General features: G+C 70.6%; 19 protein-coding genes. 6 read left to right on the top strand and 13 right to left on the bottom strand.

Annotated features, from left to right (window positions below; all coding sequences use genetic code 11):
• Positions 1-57: 57 nt before the first annotated feature.
• Positions 58-390, top strand: coding sequence for a DUF952 domain-containing protein (locus ACSURM_RS12675; protein WP_391340536.1), 333 nt, complete (start codon positions 58-60; stop codon positions 388-390).
• A 31-nt stretch (positions 391-421) separates the two neighbouring features.
• Here the strand turns inward: ACSURM_RS12675 and ACSURM_RS12670 are convergent, their stop codons facing one another.
• The 3 genes from ACSURM_RS12670 to sodN form a co-directional block, all read right to left on the bottom strand.
• Positions 422-838 carry a VOC family protein gene (locus ACSURM_RS12670; protein ID WP_436955099.1) on the bottom strand — a complete coding sequence of 139 codons (417 nt, stop codon included), beginning with the start codon at positions 836-838 and terminating at the stop codon, positions 422-424.
• 34 nt (positions 839-872) lie between these two features.
• Positions 873-1,274: a helix-turn-helix transcriptional regulator gene (locus tag ACSURM_RS12665; RefSeq protein ID WP_391340537.1), complete on the bottom strand. Its 402-nt coding sequence runs from the start codon at positions 1,272-1,274 to the stop codon at positions 873-875.
• 122 nt (positions 1,275-1,396) lie between these two features.
• Positions 1,397-1,792, bottom strand: a complete 396-nt coding sequence (gene sodN, locus ACSURM_RS12660; protein WP_030794683.1) for a superoxide dismutase, Ni — start codon at positions 1,790-1,792, stop codon at positions 1,397-1,399.
• 145 nt (positions 1,793-1,937) lie between these two features.
• On the opposite strand from sodN, the gene sodX reads away from it, so the two are divergent.
• Positions 1,938-2,372 (top strand): nickel-type superoxide dismutase maturation protease, encoded by a 435-nt coding sequence (sodX, locus tag ACSURM_RS12655; RefSeq protein WP_381567829.1) that lies wholly within the window; start codon positions 1,938-1,940, stop codon positions 2,370-2,372.
• Here the strand turns inward: sodX and ACSURM_RS12650 are convergent.
• Entirely contained in the window at positions 2,276-2,905 is a 630-nt protein-coding gene (locus ACSURM_RS12650; protein WP_436955098.1) for a CGNR zinc finger domain-containing protein, read from the bottom strand. The genes sodX and ACSURM_RS12650 overlap by 97 nt on opposite strands.
• A 99-nt stretch (positions 2,906-3,004) precedes the next feature.
• Here ACSURM_RS12650 and ACSURM_RS12645 point away from each other — a divergent pair, with 99 nt between their 5' ends.
• Positions 3,005-3,763, top strand: a complete 759-nt coding sequence (locus ACSURM_RS12645; protein WP_436955097.1) for a class I SAM-dependent methyltransferase — start codon at positions 3,005-3,007, stop codon at positions 3,761-3,763.
• 54 nt (positions 3,764-3,817) lie between these two features.
• Here ACSURM_RS12645 and ACSURM_RS12640 read toward each other — a convergent pair whose 3' ends face one another.
• Genes ACSURM_RS12640 through ACSURM_RS12630 form a run of 3 tightly spaced genes read right to left on the bottom strand, consistent with a single transcriptional unit; the run spans position 3,818 to position 6,553 of the window.
• The gene (locus tag ACSURM_RS12640) at positions 3,818-4,570 is read right to left on the bottom strand and encodes an amino acid ABC transporter ATP-binding protein (protein ID WP_436961058.1); all 753 of its coding nucleotides are present in this window, start codon (positions 4,568-4,570) and stop codon (positions 3,818-3,820) included.
• Between the two features lie 50 nt (positions 4,571-4,620).
• Positions 4,621-5,553 carry an amino acid ABC transporter permease gene (locus tag ACSURM_RS12635; RefSeq protein WP_436955096.1) on the bottom strand — a complete coding sequence of 311 codons (933 nt, stop codon included), beginning with the start codon at positions 5,551-5,553 and terminating at the stop codon, positions 4,621-4,623.
• 40 nt (positions 5,554-5,593) lie between these two features.
• Positions 5,594-6,553, bottom strand: a complete 960-nt coding sequence (locus ACSURM_RS12630; protein WP_436955095.1) for an ABC transporter substrate-binding protein — start codon at positions 6,551-6,553, stop codon at positions 5,594-5,596.
• Positions 6,554-7,110: 557 nt separating this feature from the next.
• Here ACSURM_RS12630 and ACSURM_RS12625 point away from each other — a divergent pair.
• Together ACSURM_RS12625 and ACSURM_RS12620 are read left to right on the top strand one after the other, a co-directional pair.
• A complete protein-coding gene (locus ACSURM_RS12625; RefSeq protein WP_436955094.1) occupies positions 7,111-8,334 on the top strand; it encodes an NAD(P)-dependent malic enzyme in 1,224 nt (407 codons plus the stop codon).
• Between the two features lie 185 nt (positions 8,335-8,519).
• Complete coding sequence (locus tag ACSURM_RS12620; protein WP_436955093.1) at positions 8,520-9,485, top strand: zinc-binding dehydrogenase; 966 nt, start codon at positions 8,520-8,522, stop codon at positions 9,483-9,485.
• 36 nt (positions 9,486-9,521) lie between these two features.
• Here ACSURM_RS12620 and ACSURM_RS12615 read toward each other — a convergent pair whose 3' ends face one another.
• Positions 9,522-10,592, bottom strand: a complete 1,071-nt coding sequence (locus ACSURM_RS12615; RefSeq protein WP_436955092.1) for a PadR family transcriptional regulator — start codon at positions 10,590-10,592, stop codon at positions 9,522-9,524.
• Position 10,593: 1 nt separating this feature from the next.
• On the bottom strand, positions 10,594-11,661 hold the full coding sequence (locus ACSURM_RS12610) for a DUF4097 family beta strand repeat-containing protein (RefSeq protein ID WP_436955091.1): 1,068 nt from the start codon (positions 11,659-11,661) through the stop codon (positions 10,594-10,596).
• 220 nt (positions 11,662-11,881) lie between these two features.
• Here ACSURM_RS12610 and ACSURM_RS12605 point away from each other — a divergent pair, with 220 nt between their 5' ends.
• A complete protein-coding gene (locus tag ACSURM_RS12605; RefSeq protein ID WP_003992906.1) occupies positions 11,882-12,061 on the top strand; it encodes a DUF6104 family protein in 180 nt (59 codons plus the stop codon).
• 150 nt (positions 12,062-12,211) lie between these two features.
• On the opposite strand, the gene ACSURM_RS12600 is transcribed toward ACSURM_RS12605, so the two are convergent.
• From ACSURM_RS12600 to ACSURM_RS12585, 4 genes are all read right to left on the bottom strand, one after another.
• Complete coding sequence (locus tag ACSURM_RS12600) at positions 12,212-16,018, bottom strand: multifunctional oxoglutarate decarboxylase/oxoglutarate dehydrogenase thiamine pyrophosphate-binding subunit/dihydrolipoyllysine-residue succinyltransferase subunit (RefSeq protein ID WP_436955090.1); 3,807 nt, start codon at positions 16,016-16,018, stop codon at positions 12,212-12,214.
• A gap of 301 nt (positions 16,019-16,319) precedes the next feature.
• Positions 16,320-17,444 carry a HAMP domain-containing sensor histidine kinase gene (locus ACSURM_RS12595; protein ID WP_436955089.1) on the bottom strand — a complete coding sequence of 375 codons (1,125 nt, stop codon included), beginning with the start codon at positions 17,442-17,444 and terminating at the stop codon, positions 16,320-16,322.
• Positions 17,441-18,181 carry a response regulator transcription factor gene (locus ACSURM_RS12590; RefSeq protein ID WP_030789897.1) on the bottom strand — a complete coding sequence of 247 codons (741 nt, stop codon included), beginning with the start codon at positions 18,179-18,181 and terminating at the stop codon, positions 17,441-17,443. The genes ACSURM_RS12595 and ACSURM_RS12590 overlap by 4 nt, the downstream gene beginning before the upstream one ends.
• 126 nt (positions 18,182-18,307) lie before the next feature.
• The gene (locus ACSURM_RS12585; protein WP_436955088.1) at positions 18,308-18,985 is read right to left on the bottom strand and encodes a spermidine synthase; all 678 of its coding nucleotides are present in this window, start codon (positions 18,983-18,985) and stop codon (positions 18,308-18,310) included.
• Between the last annotated feature and the right edge of the window lie 42 nt (positions 18,986-19,027).

The raw sequence follows: 19,027 nt of genomic DNA, 5'->3' as shown, positions 1-19,027 counted from the left end.
GCCGGGAACGCCGTGATCGGGTCGGCCGGCGGCCGGTGGACGCCGTAGCGTGGGCGGATGCCGAAACTGCCGTACATCCTGCACATCACCGAGCGCTCCCTGTGGGAGGCGGCGCGTGAGCGCGGTGCCTACGAGCTGTCCACCCGGGGCCGCACCCTCCAGGAGGAGGGCTTCATCCACTTCTCCAGCCGCGAGCAGCTCCCGCGCGTCGCCGGATTCCTCTACGGCGGGTACGACGGACCGGACGAGCTGGTCGTCCTGGTCGTGGACCCGGCGAAGGCCGGTGCGCCGGTGCGCTGGGAGTCCGCCGAGCCGGGCGGGGAGGAGTTCCCGCACCTGTACGGGCCCCTGCCGGCCGAGGCCGTGGTGGACGTGGAGCCCTGGGGCTGAACCGGTCCGGCGCACTGCCCGGCCGGTCGCGTCAGGGCGCCGGGCGTTCGAGGAAGCGGAGCTGGTTGCCCGCCGGGTCCCGGAAGGCGCAGTCCCGGACCCCGTAGGGCTGGTCCATCGGCTCCTGGAGGACGTCGGCGCCGGACTCCCGCACCCGCTCGTACAGCGCGTCGCAGTCGGGCGTGGTGAAGATGACCCCGCGCAACAGGCCCTTGGCGAGGAGTTCGTTGAGGGCCTGCTTGTCCGCGGGCGAGGCGTCCGGGCTCGCGTCCGGCGGCTCCAGCACGATCTCCACGTCCGGCTGGAGCGGGGAGCCCACGGTCACCCAGCGCATCCCCTCGAAGCCCACGTCGTTGCGGATCTCCATGCCCAGCACATCGCGGTAGAAGGCGATGGCCTTGTCATGGTCGTCCACCGCGAGGAAACACTGCGCGAGTCTCACGTCCATGGGCTCACCCTAGATCCACTCGGCAGCCCGCGCCTCAGTACGGGCGGCGGCGCGGCCGGGTCAGCCGGCGGGCCACGCACGGCGGGATCGCGGCGCTCTCCTCGTGGTCGCGGGCGCGGTACGCGCTCGGCGTCTCGCCGACCAGCTCGGTGAAGCGGGAACTGAAGGAGCCGAGAGAGGTGCAGCCGACGGCGAGGCACACCTCGGTCACGGTGAGGTCGCCCCGGCGCAGCAGGGTCTTGGCCCGCTCGATCCGGCGGGTCATGAGATAGCCGTACGGGGTCTCGCCGAACGCCTTGCGGAAGCTGCGCTGGAAGTGGCCCGGGGACATCAGGGCGTCGCGGGCCAGCTCGGTCATGTCGAGCGGTTCGGCGTACTCCCGGTCCATGCGGTCCCGCACGCGCCGCAGTCGCCTCAGATCCTCCAGTACGGTCACCGGCCCAGCCTCCCACAGCCGCTCCGGGGTCCGCCCCGGAGAAGAAACCGCACCCGGTCCGCGGGTGCGCCGTGGTGGGCGCGGGTCCGCGGGCCGGGTGCGGTCAGGAGGTGCTCAGGCGGTCAGGCCTGCTTGGTCTCCCAGAAGATCTTGGCGATCTGCTCGATGTAGTCGAGAGCCTTCTGGCCCGTCGCCGGGTCCGTGGAGGCCTTGGCCGCCGAGAGGGCCTTCAGGGTGTCGTTGACCAGCTGGTGCAGCTCCGGGTACTTCTCGAAGTGCGGCGCCTTGAAGTAGTCGCTCCACAGGACGGAGACGTGGTGCTTCGCGAGCTCCGCGCGCTGCTCCTTGATGACGGTGGCGCGAGCCTGGAAGTGGGGGTCGTCATTGCCGGCCATCTTCTCCTGGACGGCCTTCACCGACTCCGCCTCGATGCGGGCCTGGGCCGGGTCGTACACGCCGCAGGGCAGGTCGCAGTGGGCGCTGACCTTGACCTTGGGGGCAAACAGGCGGGAAAGCATGGAGCATTCCTTCCTCGTGATCGTCTTCTCAGGTGCGACATTACTCCCTGAGGTACGCGATTTCTCGGCTGCCCCCTAGGGCTTAGGGCAAAAGTCCAGGGTGAGACTGAGACTGGTGGAGGAACGGACCGGGGAGGTGCCGGGGATGCCGGAACTGTCGCAGGAGACCGAGCGGGGAAGGGGGGCGGCGCCCTTCGGGCTGGCCGAGGTGACCGGCCCGTCCATGGTGCCCACGCTGCACCACGGCGACCAGCTGCTGGTGCGGTACGGGGGTGTGGTGCGGCCCGGTGACGTGGTGGTCCTGCGCCATCCCTTCCAGCAGGACCTGCTGGTGGTCAAGCGGGCGGTGGAGCGGCGCGACGGCGGCTGGTGGGTGCTCGGGGACAACCCGTACGCGGGCGGGGACAGCACAGACTACGGGGTGGTGCCCGAGGAACTGATCCTCGGCAAGGCGCTGTTGCGGTTCCGGCCGGCCGGAACCGGTCAGCGCTCGCCGCTCGCGCTGGTGCGCTGGGCGCTCTCGGCGGTCCGGCCACTGCTGCCCGACCGGTCGGCCTCCAGGCGTTTGCGGGCCCGGTAGGCGGCCACGTTGGCGCGGGTGGCGCAGCGGTCCGAGCAGTAGCGGCGGGAGCGGTTGGTGGAGGTGTCCAGGTAGGCGTTGCGGCACGGGGGCGCCTGGCACAGGCCGAGGCGGTCGACGCCGTACTCGGTGAGGTGGAAGGCGAGGCCCATCGCCGCGATCGCCGCGTAGCCGGCGGTGGCGTTGGAGGGGTGGTCGGCCAGGTGCATGTGCCACAGCGGCCGGCCGTCGTCGTCCCGGTGGTCGTGCCCGGAGATCTGCGGGCTGACCGGGAACTCCAGCAGCAGTGAGTTCAGCAGGTCCACGGCCAGGGTCTCGTCGCCCTGGTCGGCGGCCTCGAAGACCGCGCGCAGCCGCCCCCGGACCGAGCGGAAGCGGGTCACGTCGGCGTCCGTGGCGCGGCGGGCGGCCGACGCGTTGACGCCGAAGAGCTCGCGGACGGCGTCGACCGTGGTCAGGGTGTCCTTGCCCCGGGCCGGCTCCTCGCTGTTGACGAGGCGTACGGCGTAATCCGAGTAATAGGCCAGTTCCACTTGTAGTCCTTACGCGGGCGTCTTAGGGTCGTGTCTGCGGTCGGGTAAGAGCCGGTCGTGCTTCCAGGGTATTACGTGGGATGAGGGGAATCGGGTTTCATGACGACGAGTACCGGAACCGACTGGGCGGCCTGGCAGGAGAGCTGGGACCGGCAGCAGGAGTGGTACATGCCGGACCGCGAGGAACGGTTCCGGATCATGCTCGACATGGTCGAGGCGCTGGTGGGCACGGCGCCCCGCGTGCTCGACCTGGCCTGCGGCACCGGCAGCATCACCGCCCGGCTGCTCCGCCGCTTCCCCGAGGCCACCAGCACCGGCGTCGACCTGGACCCGGCGCTGCTCGCCATCGCGCACGGCACCTTCGACGGCGACGACCGCGTCCGGCTCGTCACCGCCGACCTCAAGGACCCCGACTGGCCGGCCAGGCTGCCGTACGACTCCTACGACGCGGTGCTCACCGCGACCGCCCTGCACTGGCTGCACGCCGAACCCCTCGCGGCCCTCTACGGCCGGATCGCGGGACTGGTCCGCGACGGCGGTGTCTTCATGAACGCGGACCACATGATCGACGAGACCACGCCCCGGATCAACGCGGCCGAGCGCGCCCAGCGGCACGCCCGCATGGAACAGGCCAAGCGGGACGGCGCCCTGGACTGGGCGGACTGGTGGCAGCTGGCGGCGCAGGACCCGGTCCTCGCCGAGCCGACCGCCCGCCGCTTCGAGATCTACGGCGAGCACGCGGACGGGGACATGCCCTCGGCCCAGTGGCACGCGCGCGTGCTGCGCGAGAAGGGATTCGCCGAGGCCCGCCCGGTGTGGTGCTCCCCGTCGGACACGCTGCTGCTCGCGCTGAAGTAGGCGGGCAGGCGTGAGGGGCGGTACGGCCGGGCCGTACCGCCCCTCACGCGCGGGTCACAGGACCTTGGACAGGAACGACTGGGTCCGCTCGTGGCGCGGGTTGGTCAGGACGTCCCTGGGGTGGCCGGATTCGACCACCACGCCGCCGTCCATGAAGACCAGGCTGTCGCCGACCTCGCGGGCGAAGCCCATCTCGTGGGTCACGACGACCATGGTCATGCCGGACTCGGCGAGGTCCCGCATGACGTCCAGGACGTCGCCGACCAGCTCGGGATCCAGGGCCGAGGTCGGCTCGTCGAACAGCATCAGCTTCGGCTCCATCGCCAGCGCCCGGGCGATCGCCACCCGCTGCTGCTGGCCGCCGGAGAGCTGGGAGGGGTAGTGCCCGGCCCGGTCGGCCAGGCCCACGCGCTCCAGCAGCCGCATGGCCCGCTCCCGGGCCTCGCCGCGGCTGACGCCCTTCACCTGGACCGGCGCCTCCATGACGTTCTCCACGGCCGTCATGTGCGGGAACAGGTTGAAGCGCTGGAAGACCATGCCGATGTCGCGCCGCTTCATGGCGACCTCGCGGTCCCGCAGCTCGTACAGCTTGTCGCCCTGCTGGCGGTAGCCGACCAGCTCGCCGTCCACGTACAGCCGCCCGGCGTTGATCTTCTCCAGGTGGTTGATGCAGCGCAGGAAGGTCGACTTCCCGGAGCCGGAGGGGCCGATCAGGCAGAACACCTCACCCGGCTTCACCTCCAGGTCGATGCCCTTGAGCACCTCCACCTGGCCGAAGGACTTGTGCACGCCCTCCGCCTTGACCATGGCGACCGCGTCCCGCGGCCGGGTGTCCTGCGTCTTGCTCAGCTTGTCGGTCATGCCGTGACCTTCCTGCTGGAGAAGGTCGTCAGATTCTTCTTCACCTTCTGCCACGGGGTCGGGGGGAGGGTGCGGCTGGAGCCGCGGGCGTAGTACCGCTCCAGGTAGTACTGGCCTACGCTCAGCACCGAGGTCATGATCAGGTACCAGGCCGCGGCGAGGAAGTACATCTCCACCGGGGCGCCGGAGTTCTGGCCGATGTCCTGGGCGTAGCGGAAGAGTTCCGAGAACTGGACGGCCGCCACGAGCGAGGTCGTCTTCAGCATGTTGATCACTTCGTTGCCCGTCGGCGGCACGATCACCCGCATCGCCTGCGGGATCACCACCCGGCGCAGGGTCTTGCCGTGGCTCATGCCGAGCGCGTGGGCCGCCTCGGTCTGGCCCTCGTCCACCGCGAGCAGGCCGGCCCGGCAGATCTCGGCCATGTACGCCGCCTCGTTCAGACCCAGGCCGAGCAGCGCCGTCAGCAGCGGCGTCATGAAGCTCGACCAGTAGTCCTTGTAGATCGGCATCAGGTTGATGTACTCGAAGACCAGGCCCAGGTTGAACCAGAGGAACAGCTGGACCAGGACCGGGGTGCCGCGGAAGAACCAGATGTAGAACCAGGCGATCGACGAGGTCACCGGGTTCTTCGACAGCCGCATCACCGCCAGGACGACGCCGCCGACGATGCCGATCAGCATCGACAGGACCGTCAGCAGGAGGGTCTTGCCGACACCGGTCATGATCCGGTCGTCGAAGAAGTAGTCGGGGACCGCATGCCAGTTGATCTTGCCCTGGGCGAACGCGTAGACGATCGCGAAGAGGACCGCGATCGCGATGACGGCGGTGACGTACCGTCCGTAGTGCCGGACCGGGATGGCCCTGATGGCCTCGGCGCCGGCCGGGGGCGTGTCCTTCGGACCCGCCGTCTTGTCGATGTCAGTCACGGGGAGTGCCTCTCGGTGGCCGCTGCTTGCAGGTCGCGGGTCACTTGCCGCCGTTGACGACGGACTCCTTGACGGCGCCGTCCTGGGCGCCCCACTTCTCGAGGATCTTCTGGTACTCGCCGTTCTTGATGAGCGCGTTCATCGCCGCCTGGAGGGCGTCCCGCAGCTGGGTCTCCTGCTTGGAGACCGCGATGCCGTACGGGGCCGCCTCGACCTGCTCGCCGACCAGCTCGAAGTCCTTGCCGCCGCCGGAGGTCTTCACGGCGTACGCGGCCACCGGGAAGTCGGCGGACACGGCGTCCACACCGCCCGAGCGCAGCCGGGTCTGGGCCTGCTGGTTGTCGTCGAACGCCTCGATGGAGAGCTTCTTGCCCTTCGGACACTTCTCCGCCTGCTGCTTGGCCAGGTCGTCGGAGGTGGTGCCGCGCTGCACGGCCAGCTTCTTGCCGCACAGGTCGTCCCAGGTCTTTATGCCCTCGGTGTCTCCCTTGCGGGTGTATATGGAGACACCGGCGGTCAGGTAGTCGACGAAGTCGACGCCCTCGCCGACGCGCTTGCCGGTCTCGGGGTCGACGCCCTCCTGACGGTTCTTGTTGTCCGTCATCGCCGACATCGCGATGTCGTACCGGTCCGAACGCAGACCGGTGAGCAGGGCGTCGAAGGTGCCGTTCTGGAACTCGAACGTCACCCCGAGCTGCTTGCCCAGGGCCTCCGCCAGGTCCGGGTCCAGGCCGACCACCTTGCCGCTGGAGTCCTTGTACTCCACGGGCGCGTACGCGATGTCCGCACCGACCCGGATCTTGCCCTTGCCCCGGATGTCCTGCGGGAGCTTGTCGGCGAGCGGGGCGCTGGCGGCGGACGCGCTGCCGGAGTCCTTGTTCTTGTCCTTCGTCTGGTCACCGCAGCCGGTGAGCAGCAGGGCGCCTGCGACCGCGATCGCACCGACCGCGGCAAGACGGGAGCGCGCGGCGGTGGTACGACGGGTGGAGCTTGCGGTCATCGTGGTTCCTCCGGCGGATGGGAAGAGTTGCCGATGGGTCGACGGAAACACACACCTTCGGGTGTCGCGACCTCGTGGGTTTACGGCATCTTGCCATTCGGACTACGCCATTCAGGGGCGTCGCTATGTCAAAATCGGATAACGGGTGACCCCCGAATCGGATCAGGTCGGTACAACCTCGGTCCTTAGCCGCAGGACCATCTGCGGTAATCCGCTCCGCCGGCCGGAGAATCTTCGGCGTGTCTCACTATGTGGTCGGCCGGGCCCCTGTGCGGCCTGCGCGATTTCCAGCCATTTCGGTCCGTCGGCGGCGCGTCATCTGACCGTCGCCCGCCCGTTCCGGGATGTGACCTTGGACCTATTGGACTCGTCGTGGGCCCCGTCCGTCCGGTAAGAAGGTTCTTTACACCCCTCATCCGGGGCTCAGGGCGCGTGTGCGGCGCGCCCGTCGCGTATGGCCTCGTACGTATCAGCAATCGGGCCGTACGCGGTGCCCGCCCACCCCTCACCAGGAGTGGACGACCCTCAAACCATGCATACCTAAGGGGTAAGACAAAGTGGCAGCGGAGATCGTCAATCCTCGCAGCGACAGCACAACGGACCAGGACGGCGGGGCCGAGCCCCTCGATTCCTTCGATCCGGTGTTCGCGCTGCACCGCGGCGGCAAGATGGCAGTGCAGGCCACCGTGCCGGTCCGCGACAAGGACGACCTTTCCCTCGCGTACACGCCCGGCGTCGCGCGCGTGTGCACCGCGATCGCGGAACAGCCGGAGCTGGTCAACGACTACACGTGGAAATCCAGTGTGGTCGCCGTCGTCACCGACGGTACGGCCGTGCTCGGGCTCGGGGACATCGGTCCCCAGGCATCCCTCCCCGTGATGGAGGGCAAGGCCATCCTGTTCAAGCAGTTCGGTGGCGTGGACGCGGTCCCGATCGCCCTCGACTGCACCGACGTCGACGACATCGTGGAGACCGTCGTCCGGCTCGCTCCCTCGTTCGGCGGAGTGAACCTGGAGGACATCTCGGCCCCCCGGTGCTTCGAGATCGAGCGCCGGCTCCAGGAGCGGCTGGACATCCCGGTCTTCCACGACGACCAGCACGGCACGGCCGTCGTGACGCTCGCGGCACTGCGTAACGCGGCGCGGCTGAGCGGACGCGAGATCGGGCAGCTGCGGGCCGTCATTTCGGGCGCCGGCGCGGCCGGTGTCGCCATCGCCAAGATGCTGGTCGAGGCCGGCATCGGGGACGTGGCGGTGACGGACCGCAAGGGCGTGGTGTCGGCCGACCGGGACGACCTGACCCCGGTCAAGCGCGAGCTGGCCGGCTTCACCAACAAGGCCGGACTCACCGGTTCGCTGGAGAACGCCCTGGCGGGTGCGGACGTCTTCATCGGCGTCTCCGGCGGTACGGTCCCGGAGGAGGCCGTGGCCTCCATGGCGGAGGGCGCCTTCGTGTTCGCGATGGCCAACCCGAACCCCGAGGTGCACCCCGAGGTCGCGCACAAGTACGCGGCGGTCGTCGCCACCGGGCGCTCGGACTTCCCCAACCAGATCAACAACGTGCTGGCCTTCCCCGGCATCTTCGCCGGCGCGCTCCAGGTGCGGGCCACGCGGATCACGGAGGGGATGAAGATCGCCGCCGCGGAGGCGCTGGCCGCGGTGGTCGGCGACGACCTCGCCGCCGACTACGTGATCCCGTCGCCGTTCGACGAGCGGGTCGCTCCCGCCGTCACCGCGGCGGTCGCGGCCGCCGCGCGCGCGGAGGGCGTCGCCCGCCGGTGACCTGGCACTGAACGGCCCCGCCCGCCCGGGCGGGGCCGTTTTCCGTTGCCGGGGCACGTACCCGTCGCGGGGGCCGGGCGCGGGCGGCGGTGGTCCTGCGTCGTACGGGTGCCGTTGCGCAAGAGGGCATGTGTCACAGGGGGGACCGGTTCCGCCGGGTGCGTCACACCCCTATCGTCGGCTGCATGTTCGCTGTCTACGCTGCCCGAATCGACCGCGACCAGCCGCTCACCGGCCTCGAGTTGGGGGAGCGTCCGGCTCCCGAGGCCCGTCCCGGCTGGAGCACGATCACCGTGCGCGCCGCCTCCCTCAACCACCACGACCTCTGGTCCCTGCGGGGCGTCGGCCTCCCGGAGGACCGGCTGCCGATGATCCTCGGCTGCGATGCCGCCGGTGTCGACGAGGACGGCAACGAGGTCGTCCTGCACTCCGTCATCGGCCAGAGCGGCCACGGCGTCGGCCCGCGCGAGCCGCGCTCCATCCTCACCGAGCGCTACCAGGGCACCTTCGCCGAACAGGTCGCCGTACCGACCTGGAACGTGCTGCCCAAGCCGAAGGAGCTGTCCTTCGCCGAGGCCGCCTGTCTGCCGACGGCCTGGCTGACGGCGTACCGGATGCTGTTCACCAACGCCGGGGTACGACCCGGGGACTCGGTCCTCGTGCAGGGCGCGGGCGGGGGTGTCGCCACGGCCGCGATCGTCCTCGGCAAGGCGGCCGGACTGCGGGTCTTCGCCACCAGCCGGGACGAGGCGAAGCGGAAACGGGCCGTGGAACTGGGCGCCGTGGAGGCGGTGGAGCCGGGGGCCCGGCTGCCGCAGCGGGTGGACGCCGTCATCGAGACCGTGGGCGCCGCGACCTGGTCCCACTCGGTGAAGTCGCTGCGGCCCGGTGGCACGCTGGTCATCTCCGGGGCGACCAGTGGGGACCGGCCCTCGCATGCCGAGCTGACCCGGATCTTCTTCCTGGAGCTGAAGGTCGTCGGGTCCACGATGGGCACCAAGGACGAGCTGGAGGACCTGCTCTCCTTCTGCGCCACGACCGGTGTACGGCCCGTGATCGACGAGGAGCTTCCGCTGGACCGGGCACGCGAGGGCTTCGAACGGCTCGCGTCCGGAGACCAGTTCGGCAAGATCGTGCTGACCAACTCCTAGGGTCTGGGGGACCTGCTCGCCCCGGCGGGGTTCCGGTCAGGGCTTGTGGGGGTGGAGGATCGCTGCGATATGGGCCGCCGCCTTGGTGAGGTGGTGGCGGGTCTCCTGGAGTTGGGCCGGGGTGATGCCGTTGTCGCGGGCCGTGTCGCGGATGCCGTCGCGGAAGCGGTCCAGCAGGCGGTCCAGGTCGCGGGCCGGGTCGCCGGTGGGCGTCTCGTGGGCCCAGGCCGGCTCGTACTCGGCGGGGAAGTCCTCCGTGGCCGGCGTGTAGTGCGGCTCCGAGGGCGCGGCGGGGCGGGGCGTCTCCTCCGTGGTGCGGGGGACGCCCCAGTCCTTGCCCGCCTCCTTGGTCCAGTCCCTGGTCCAGTCCTTGCCGAAGTCGCCGAATTCCTGCGCCAGTTCGGACAGGCCCTCGCGGAGGCCCGTGGGCCAGTCGCCGCGCGTGAAGTGGTCCTGGACGCGTTCCTGGACGCGCCGGGCGATGCGCTGTACCTCTTCCTGCGCCTGGACCCGTGCCCGGGCCTGCGCCTCCTGGGCCTGGCGGCGGGCGCGCTCGGCCTCCTCGCGGGCCCGGCGGCTCTCGTCCTTCGCGCGCCGGGCCTGCTCCTTCCACTCCTGCCTGACCCGGCGCATCTCCTCCTTGGCGGCCCGCCACGCGTCCTGGCCGCCCAGGTCGTCGTACTCCCCGTGGGCGGAGTCGCCCCCGGACGTCCGTGCGCGGCGGGCCTCGGACGCGGCGGCGCGCACCTCACGGCGCAGGTCGCCGGCCGCGCCGCGCACGTCGGCCCTCATCTCGGCGGCCAGTTCCGCGACCGACTCGCGGATCTCCAGTTCCAGGTCGGCCAGTTCACCGCCGCGGTCGGCCAGTTCGGCGCGGCCCGCGTCCGTGATGGCGTACACCTTGCGGCCGCCCTCGGTGGTGTGCCGGACCAGGCCCTCCGCCTCCAGCTTGGCCAGGCGCGGGTAGACCGTGCCCGCCGAGGGGGCGTAGAGGCCCTGGAAGCGCTCTTCCAGGAGCCTGATCACCTCGTAGCCGTGGCGCGGGGCCTCGTCGAGCAGCTTGAGCAGGTACAGGCGGAGGCGGCCGTGGGCGAAGACGGGGGGCATGTCAGAGCACCTTCTTGTCGGTCGTGCCGTCGGCCGGGGCGCCGGTGGCGGCGGCGTCCTGGCCGGAGACGGAATTGTCCCCCGGCGCGGCCGGCGGGTGATCGGCCGGGTGGGGTGCCGTGCGGGCGTCCGGGTCGGCCGGGGCCTCCGAGGGGGTGCCGGGTGCCTCCGGTGCGGTGAAGGAGCCGCAGGATGCCGGGCCGGTGACGGTCGTGGTGTCGGGGTCCGGCGGGCCGGCCTGCCGGGACGGGTCCTCCTCCTCGTCCCGGGGCGGCCGGCGCAGCAGGGCTATCGAGCCCGAGACCGTGGTGGCCCGCAGCCTGCCCGTGCCCGCGCCGAGCCGGCCGGTGATCCTGTGCGCGCCCCACCGGCCCCGCACCCGCAGCCCCTCGAAGGCGTTGGACACCATGCCGCTCGTGGTGTTCGCCTCCACCTCGGCGTCCGCCGGGTGCGGCAGGCGGACGGCGATCTCACCGGAGACGCTGGTCAGGCCGACGTCCGTGGGGCCGTCCGGATCCAGGTCGACGATCAGCGAGCCGCTGACGGTGTCGGCGCGCACGGAGGGGCCGGAACCCGCCACGACGGTGAGGTCCCCGGAGACCGAGTGGAACGTCAGGTCCCCGGTGACCGCCTGGGCCTCCAGGCTTCCCGAGACGGTCTCCGCGCGGACCGGGCCCGAGACGCCGACCAGGGTGGTGTCGCCGTTCAGCCCTTTGATCACCGCGGAGCCGCGGATGCCCGAGACGACCGCGCCGGCGCCCACCACGCCCACCTCCACGCGCGTGCCGGCCGGGACCGCGAGCGAGACCACCGTGCTGCGCCGCCGGCCCTTGCGGTCGAGCCACTTGAGGAAGCCCTTCCAGGGCAGGTCCTCGTAGGCCACGGTCAGCGTGGAGCCGTCCCGGGTGACCACCAAGGGCGGGCCCTTCAACTCCGAGACCTCCAGCCGGGCCGAGTCCTCCTCCGTGCCGACGACGTTCACCGTGCCGTGGACGATGCGGACCTGGAGGTCGCGCACCGGGCTGTCGAAGGTCAGCTTCTGGGGCTCGGTGACGGACCACTCGGGCATGGGACCTCCTCGGCCGGGGCGCGTTCGTGACACGCCATATCGCGTCCTCTGTGAAACACGATATATCGCGGCTGAGCGAAGTCAAGACACCTTTCGAAGGAGGGCCCCGGCGTGTGGGTGACCCCTGCCCGTAGCTGCCCCGGACCGGGGCGCCTCGGCGGCGGCATACGCTGGTGGGGAGAGTTGCCGGCTGGATGTTTACGCAGGAGACGTAGCCCCTATGTACTTCACCGACCGCGGTATCGAGGAGCTGGAGAAGCGGCGTGGCGAGGAAGAGGTCACCTTCGAGTGGCTCGCCGAGCAGTTGCGCACGTTCGTGGACCTGAACCCGGACTTCGAGGTGCCCGTGGAGCGGCTGGCCACCTGGCTCGCCCGGCTCGACGACGAGGACGACGAGTAGGCCGGCGGACGCGAGGACCCCGCCGGGCGGACGTAAGGACTCTGCCGGGCAGACGTAAGGGCCACGCCGGGCAGGCGAAAGGGCCCGGTGCCGAGCGAGAACTCGGTACCGGGCCCTGTCCGGGAGGCTTGCGCCCCGGGCGCCTCGGGCTTACGCCTCGAACACCTCACTCACCAGCTGCTCCTGCTCGGCCTGGTGCCGCTTCGCGGAACCCACCGCCGGGGACGAGGAGTGCGGGCGCGAGATGCGCCGCAGCCGCTCGCCGGCCGGGATGTCCGCGCCGACCGCCAGGTCCAGGTGGTCGATCAGGTTGAGCGCGATGAACGGCCAGGCACCCTGGTTCGCCGGCTCCTCCTGCGCCCACAGGTACTTCTCGGCGTTCGGGTACTTGTTGACCTCCGCCTGGAGCTCGTCACCCGGCAGCGGGTAGAGCCGCTCGATGCGGATGATCGCCGTGTCCGTGACGCCCCGCTTCTGCCGCTCGGCCTCCAGGTCGTAGTAGACCTTGCCGGCGCAGAAGACGACCTTGCGGACCGCGGCCGGGTCGACCGTGCTGTCGCCGATGACCGGGCGGAACTGGCCGCTCGTGAACTCGTCCGCCTTCGACGCGGCGGCCTTCAGGCGCAGCATCGACTTCGGGGTGAAGACGACCAGCGGCTTGTGGTGCGGGTTGTGCACCTGCCACCGCAGGAGGTGGAAGTAGTTCGACGGCGAGGTCGGCATGGCGACCGTCATGTTGTTCTGCGCGCACAGCTGGAGGAACCGCTCGGGGCGCGCGGACGAGTGGTCCGGGCCCTGGCCCTCGTAGCCGTGCGGGAGCAGCAGGACGACGCCGGAGGTCTGGCTCCACTTCTGCTCCGCCGACGAGATGAACTCGTCGACGACCGTCTGGGCGCCGTTGACGAAGTCGCCGAACTGGGCCTCCCACATCACCAGCGCGTCCGGGCGGGCCAGCGAGTAGCCGTACTCGAAGCCCATCGCCGCGTACTCGGACAGCAGCGAGTTGTAGACGTTCAGCCGCGCCTGGTCCTCGGCGAGGTACTGCAGCGGGGTGTACTCCTCGCCGGTCTCCCGGTCGATCAGCACCGCGTGGCGCTGGCCGAAGGTGCCGCGCTGGGAGTCCTGGCCGGCCAGCCGGACCGGGGTGCCCTCCAGCAGCAGGGAGCCGATGGCGAGGGTCTCGCCCATGCCCCAGTCGATCGTGCCGTCCTCCACCATCGCCGCCCGGCGCTGGAGCTGCGGGAGCAGCCGCGGGTGGACGGTGATGGTGTCCGGGATGTTGACCTGGGACTCGGCGATCCGCTTGACGACCTCGGTGGAGACCGCGGTCGGGACCGCGACCGGGAAGCCGTCCTGGGGCGCCTGGACGTCCCCGGTGGCCGGCTGCGAGGTGGCCTCGCGGACCTCGGTGAAGACCTTCTCCAGCTGGCCCTGGTAGTCCTGCAGGGCCTGCTCGGCCTCTTCCAGGGTGATGTCGCCGCGACCGATCAGGGACTCGGTGTACAGCTTGCGCACCGAGCGCTTCTTGTCGATCAGGTCGTACATCAGCGGCTGGGTGAAGGCCGGGTTGTCCGACTCGTTGTGACCGCGGCGGCGGTAGCAGATGAGGTCGATCACCACGTCCTTGTTGAACGCCTGGCGGAACTCGAAGGCCAGCCGCGCGACGCGGACCACGGCCTCCGGGTCGTCGCCGTTCACGTGGAAGATCGGGGCCTCGATCATGCGGGCCACGTCCGTCGCGTACATGGAGGAACGCGAGGACTCGGGGGCCGCGGTGAAGCCGACCTGGTTGTTGATGACGATGTGGACCGTGCCGCCGGTGCGGTAGCCGCGCAGCTGCGACATGTTCAGGGTCTCGGCCACCACGCCCTGGCCCGCGAAGGCCGCGTCGCCGTGGATCGCCACCGGCAGCACCGTGAAGTCCGTGCCGCCCTTGTTGATGATGTCCTGCTTGGCGCGGGCGACGCCCTCCAGGACCGGGTCGACGGCCTCCAGGTGGGAGGGGTTGGCGACCAGCGAAACCTTGATCTGCTCGCCGTCCAGGCCGGTGAAGGTGCCCTCGGCGCCCAGGTGGTACTTCACGTCGCCGGAGCCGTGCATCGACTTCGGGTCGAGGTTGCCCTCGAACTCGCGGAAGATCTGCGCGTACGACTTGCCGACGATGTTGGCCAGCACGTTGAGGCGGCCGCGGTGGGCCATGCCGATGACGACCTCGTCCAGGCGGGACTCGGCCGCGGAGTCGATCACCGCGTCCAGCAGCGGGATGACGGACTCGCCGCCCTCCAGGGAGAAGCGCTTCTGGCCGACGTACTTCGTCTGCAGGAAGGTTTCGAACGCCTCGGCGGCGTTCAGCCGGCGCAGGATGCGCAGCTGCTCCTCGCGCTCCATCTTGGAGTGCGGGCGCTCCACCCGGTCCTGGATCCACTTGCGCTGCTTGGGGTCCTGGATGTGCATGAACTCGATGCCGGTGGTGCGGCAGTACGAGTCGCGCAGCACGCCGAGGATGTCGCGCAGCTTCATCATCGACTTGCCGGCGAAGCCGCCGACGGCGAACTCGCGCTCCAGGTCCCACAGGGTGAGGCCGTGCTCGACGATGTCCAGGTCGGGGTGCTTGCGCTGCTTGTACTCCAGCGGGTCGGTGTCGGCCATGACGTGGCCGCGGACCCGGTAGGAGTGGATCAGCTCGAAGACGCGGGCGGCCTTGGTGACGTCGTCGTCGTGGCTGGCGTCGATGTCCTTGAGCCAGCGGACCGGCTCGTAGGGGATGCGCAGCGCCTCGAAGATGTCGTCGTAGAAGCCGTTCTCGCCGAGCAGCAGGTTGGCGACCTGGCGCAGGAACTCGCCGGAGGCGGCGCCCTGGATCACCCGGTGGTCGTAGGTCGACGTGAGCGTCATGACCTTCGAGACGCCGAGCTTGTTCAGGGTGTCCTGGCTGGTGCCCTGGAACTCCGCCGGGTAGTCCATGGAGCCGACGCCCATGATCACGGACTGGCCGGGCATCAGGCGCGGCACGGAGTGGACGGTGCCGAGGCCGCCGGGGTTGGTCAGGGAGACCGTGACGCCGGTGAAGTCGTCCATCGTCAGCTTGCCGTCGCGGGCGCGGCGGACGATGTCCTCGTAGGCCTGCCAGAACTCGAAGAAGTTCAGCGTCTCGGCCTTCTTGATGGCGGCCACGACGAGCTGGCGGTCACCGTTGGGCTTGACCAGGTCGATGGCCAGGCCGAGGTTGACGTGCGCCGGCTTGATCAGGGTCGGCTTGCCGTCCTTGACGGCGTAGGACCAGTTCATCGACGGCATGGCCTTGATGGCCTGCACCATCGCGTACCCGATGATGTGCGTGAAGGAGATCTTCCCGCCGCGGGCGCGCTTGAGGTGGTTGTTGATGACGATCCGGTTGTCGAACAGCAGCTTCACCGGGACGGCGCGGACCGAGGTGGCGGTCGGCATCTCCAGCGAGGCGTCCATGTTCTTCGCCACGGCCGCGGACGGGCCGCGCAGCGTGACCAGCTCGGGGCCCTCGGGGGCCTCCTTCGCCGGTTCGGCCTTGGGCTTCGGCTGAGCGGGCGCCTGTGCGGGTTGCGCCGGCTTGGCCGGGGCGGCCTTCGCCGCGGGAGCGGCGGGAGCCGCGGGGGCCGGGGCCTGAGCGGGGGCCGCGGCGGGCTTCGGGGCCGGGGCGGCGGCCTGGGGGGCCGGGGCCGCGGGTGCCTGCGGGGCCGTGGTGGCCTGTGCGGACCCGGTGGCCGCGGCACCCGCCGGGGCCGGGGTGGCAGGAGCCCCCGGCTTGTAATCGGCGAAGAAGTCCCACCAGGCGCGGTCTACGGAGTTCGGGTCCTGGAGGTACTGCTGATAGATCTCGTCGACGAGCCATTCGTTCGCACCGAACGCGGCCGCGGGGTTCTTCCCGGCTTGGTCGTCGGTGGAGAGACTCGATGAGTTACTGGGGGACTGTGGCGACACGGCGGCAACCGCCCTCTTCCGCTTCACAAGGTGATGGACAGCGGGAATAAAGGCTACGCCTCCATGGCCGGGAAGGTCAGGTCGGGCAAGGTCATCGTCGCGTAAGTCACATCGGAAATCTTGTTTCGGGGCTTGATATGGCGGGAAACAAGCGTGGTTCCGCAGGTGAAAGGGTGCACCGGCGCGGCCCGCCGCCGCCGTCGTCAGGCGGGTGCCCGGGCCTGCGCCGATCACACGCGTCCTGCCGCGCGAACCCGCCGCGGACCGTCGTGGATCTTGTGCTTCCGGTCCGGACCCTACGTCAACTCGCCGGGGAAGTCAGTCCCGGAAGAGTGACGATGATCCGGCAGCCACGCTCGGATTCGGCCACCCCGATCCGGCCCCCGTGCAGATCCACCGCCCACCGGGCGATCGCCAGTCCGAGCCCGGTGCCGCCGTCGCTGCCCGGGCCGTGCGGCCGGGTGACCGCGCCCCGGTTGAACCGCTCGAACACCCGGTGCCACTCGGACCGGGGGATGCCGGGGCCCTCGTCCAGGACCTCCAGCACCAGCGACTCCGGCTGCGGCCCGCGCCGCGCCTTCACGGTCACCCGGCCGTGCGGCGGGCTGTGCTTGACCGCGTTGTCGATCAGGTTGGCGACGACCTGGTGGATGCGCTCGGGGTCCGCGTGCGCGGTCAGCTCCGGCGGCGAGACGTCCAGGTGCAGATGGACGTCGGTGCGGGTGTGGCGGCCCGAGCCGGAGGCGATGTCCGCGCGCACGGAGGCGACCATGTTGGCCTCCTTCAGCACGCCCGAGAGGTACGGCCACACCTCGAACCGGCGCGCCTTCAGCGGCACCACGCCGTTGTCCAGCCGGGACAGGTCCAGCAGGGTCTCCACCAGGCGGCCCAGCCGCTCGGTCTGCTTCAGCGCCGTCCGCATGGTCTCCGGGTCGGCCTCGGTGACCCCGTCGACGATGTTCTCCAGCACCGCGCGCAGCCCGGCGATCGGGGTGCGCAGCTCGTGCGAGACGTTCGCCACCAGCTCCTTGCGCTGGTTGTCCTGGGCCTCCAGCTCGTCGGCCATGACGTTGATCGTCTGGGCCAGGTCGCCGAGTTCGTCGCGGCGGTTCTCCCGCACCCGGCGCGTGTAGTCGCCCTGCGAGATGGAGCGGGCCACCGTGTTCATCTCGTCCAGCGGCATGGTCAGCGAGTGCGCCACGAACTGGGTGATGAGCAGGGTGGCGATCATCGAGAAGACCGTGATGAAGCGCAGCTCCGTCCGGGTGTGCACCGCGACGAGCGACAGGCCGGTGGTGATGAGCACCGCGATGACGACCAGCGCGCCCAGCTTGGTCTTGATCGAGAACGGGCGTATGCCGCCCCAGGGTTCCTCGCCGAGGGCCCCGGGGCTCCTCCGTGCGGCCTGGCGCCCGCTGCCGCTCACGGGGCCGGTGTCTCCAGCGCGTAGCCCACGCCGTGCACGGTCCGGATCCGCTCGGCGCCGATCTTGCGGCGCAGCGCCTTGATGTGGCTGTCGACCGTGCGGGTGCCGGAGGCGTCCGCCCAGTCCCACACCTCGGCCAGCAGCTGCTCCCGGGAGAGCACCGCGCGCGGGGTGTTCGCCAGGCACACCAGCAGGTCGAACTCGGTCGGCGTCAGGTGGACGTCCTCGGACTTCACCCGCACCCGGCGCTGGGCGTGGTCGATCTCCAGCTCGCCGAGGCGCAGGATGCCGGTGCGGGGCGTGGCGGCGGCCAGCGCGGCCCGCTCCACCCGGCGCAGCAGCACGTGCACCCGGGCCGCCAGCTCACGCATGGAGAACGGCTTGGTCATGTAGTCGTCGGCGCCCACGCCGAGTCCGACCAGCATGTCCGTCTCGTCGTCCCGCGCGGTCAGCATCAGCACCGGCACCGGCCGTTGCGCCTGCACCCGCCGACACACCTCCAGCCCGTCGAAGCCGGGCAGCATGATGTCGAGGATCAGCAGGTCGGGCTGCCATGCCTCGGCCGTGTCGACGGCGGCCGGACCGTCGGCCGCCGTCTGCACCAGAAATCCCTCGGCACGGAGCCGGGCCGCGATGGCGTCGACGATCGTCGGGTCGTCCTCGACGACCAGCACCCGGCGCTGTGCGCCCGGGGTGGTCGTCGCCGCGCCGCTCTGGGAGGTGTGTGTCTGCTCCATCGCCCGCCCCTGTTGTGTTGCTTTCCGGAATCCGTGGGGTGATCCCATGTCTGCGTCCGACGCTTGCCCGATCGGCTGAATGATCCGCGTCAGGGCAGCACATTACGGGGACTCGCCGCGCTGTCGCTATCCAGGTCGGACGGCGAGGTGGACGGCGTCGGGAACGCCCCGGGCAACCGGCACCTCTTCGGTACGCACCTGCTGGAACCCGGCATTCCGCAAGGTTCCTTCAAATTCCGGAGAGGGTCGGGCGGACCATACGGCGAGTACTCCGCCGGGCCTCAACACCCTTGCGCAGGCCGCCAGTCCGGCCGGTGAGTAGAGGCTGTCGTTGTCCTCGGTGACGGTCCAGCCGGGGCCGTTGTCGATGTCGAGGCAGAGCGCGTCGAACGTGTCGCATGTCTCATTGACGTACGCGACGAGGTCGGCGCGGACGATCGTGGTACGGGGGTCGGCGAGGGCGTCGGCGGAGATCTCGGCGAGCGGGCCGTCCCGGTGCCAGTCGACGACGGCGGGCTCGCGCTCCACCACGGTGATCCGGCCCCACCGCGGATCGGCGGCCGCGTGTGCGAGCGAGAAGCCCACGCCGAGACCGCCGATCAGCACCGCCGGGGCCGCGCGCCCGTCCAGCGCGTCACGGGCGGCGTCGACCAGCAGCCGCTCCGAGCGGCCGTCGGAGGTGTCCATCAGGAAGCAGCCGTTGGCGATGATCTGCAGGAGCGCACCGTGCCTGCGCAGCACCACCTCGCCGTACGGGCCTTCGCGTCGATCCAGGACCACGGGGGTGTCGTACACGGCAGTCATGCCCCCCATCCTGCTCGAACGGGGCCGGTCGGTCACGGGAAT

The sequence above is a fragment of the Streptomyces sp. SudanB182_2057 genome (genome assembly GCF_964272715.1).
GTDB lineage: Bacteria > Actinomycetota > Actinomycetes > Streptomycetales > Streptomycetaceae > Streptomyces > Streptomyces rubradiris.
Note: the sequence above shows the minus strand (reverse complement) of the source record. Positions and strands in the feature narration are given on the sequence as shown.